General features: G+C 65.5%; 1 protein-coding gene. It reads right to left on the reverse strand.

Annotated features, from left to right (window positions below; genetic code table 11):
* Nucleotides 1-88 precede the first annotated feature (88 nt).
* Nucleotides 89-1,357, reverse strand: a complete 1,269-nt coding sequence (locus ABN273_RS59145) for an IS110 family RNA-guided transposase (protein ID WP_349458586.1) — start codon at nucleotides 1,355-1,357, stop codon at nucleotides 89-91.
* Between the last annotated feature and the right edge of the window lie 236 nt (nucleotides 1,358-1,593).

The raw sequence follows: 1,593 nt of genomic DNA on the forward strand, positions 1-1,593 counted from the left end.
CTCCTGGTCCGAAAATCAGACATTCGCCAGGCAGGCGGCAGCGAACCTCACGTGTTGATTCAGAGCGGAGTGGTGCGGGCCGCGACGTTCAGGTAGTTAGTTCGAGAGTGACGCGGTAGCCGAGGGCTTCGAGCTCGCGGATGTGGTTACGCTTCTTGCGGTCGGGGTTGATGCGTCGGGCATAGAAGTCGGCGCCGAGATCGATGAAGTGCGCATCAGGGTCGGACAGCAGATGCCAGATGATGACCAGGATGGAGCGGCCGACCGCGACGATGGCGCGCTTCTTTCCCTTGCGCCGGACAACCCGGCGGTAGCGCTCGCCCAGGAAGGTGTCGGTGCGGCCGACCACGACCGCGGCTTCGCCGAGGGTGCGGGCCAGATAGCGGTTGCCGTGCCCGGTGGAGTTCTTCCCCTTGCGCTTGCCGGCCGACTCCTTGACCCCCGGCGCGAACTTCGCCCAGGACGTCAGGTGCGCGGCGGTGGGAAAGCGGCTCATGTCCACGCCAATCTCAGCGATGATCGCGTGCGCCGCGGTCAGGCCGATCCCAGGGATCTCATCCAGTCGCTCGACCGCCGCGACGAACGGTGTGATCTGTTGGGTGATCTTCTCATCCAGAGCGGCGATGTCGGCATTGATCGCATCCACCCGGGCCAGCATCGTGGCCAGCAGGAACGCATGGTGATCGGAGAAACGGCCGGTGAAGGCTTCCTCCAACGCGGGGATCTTTCCGCGCAGGCTGGAGCGCGCGAGTTGGGCCAGCGTCTTGGGGCTGCGCTCTCCGCGGATCAGGGCGGCCATCATGGCGCGGCCGGAGACGCCGAAAATGTCGGAGGCCACCACGCTCAGTTTGATCTGCGCGTCCTCCAGCAGCTTTTCCACCCGCTGCTTCTCGGCGGTGCGGACCTGCACCAGGTCGACCCGGTAGCGGGTCAGGTCGCGCAGTATCCGGATCGCTGGCGGCGGCACGAAGCTGGGCCGCAGCATCTGGCGTTCGGCGACCTTGGCCAGCCAGACCGCGTCCAGTTTGTCGGTCTTCGGGCGGCCGGGCAGGTGCTTGACGTCGCGGGCATTGACCAGCCACACCTCGAAGCCTTGCGCCTCCAGCAGGTAGAACACCGGTTTCCAGTAGTCGGAGGTGGCCTCCATCACCACGCGGGTGACGCCCAGGCAGCGCAGCCGATCGCTCATCGACAGCAGCGACCGCGTCATCGTCGCGTACGTCTGCACCTCCTGCAACCGCCTGTTTGGATTCTCATCGTCGGGGACACGGGCGCAGCACACCAAGGTGGCCTTGCCGACATCCAGCGCGGCGACCCTTTCGATGATCTCTTCGCTGTCGGGGGTCTGGGCGAGCATCAGGGCCTCCTTGCCGTCGGGAGCTTGGGATTGGTTGCCCGCAGGAGCCGCAAGGGGACGGTAGCGAATCTGATCCGCGTGCTCGAAGCAACAGTGAAAGGCCCACAAGCGCGGCTCCCGGCGTCCGACTAAAGCACGGCCTGAACGACCAAGGAGATACGACGTCAGCGGGCAACCACCCCGATTTTCAGGCCAGAACGGCCTCCTCCACCAGGGGAGATCGGAGACTAAAGCGG

The sequence above is a fragment of the Nonomuraea sp. B19D2 genome, from assembly GCF_040137845.1.
Lineage (GTDB): Bacteria > Actinomycetota > Actinomycetes > Streptosporangiales > Streptosporangiaceae > Nonomuraea.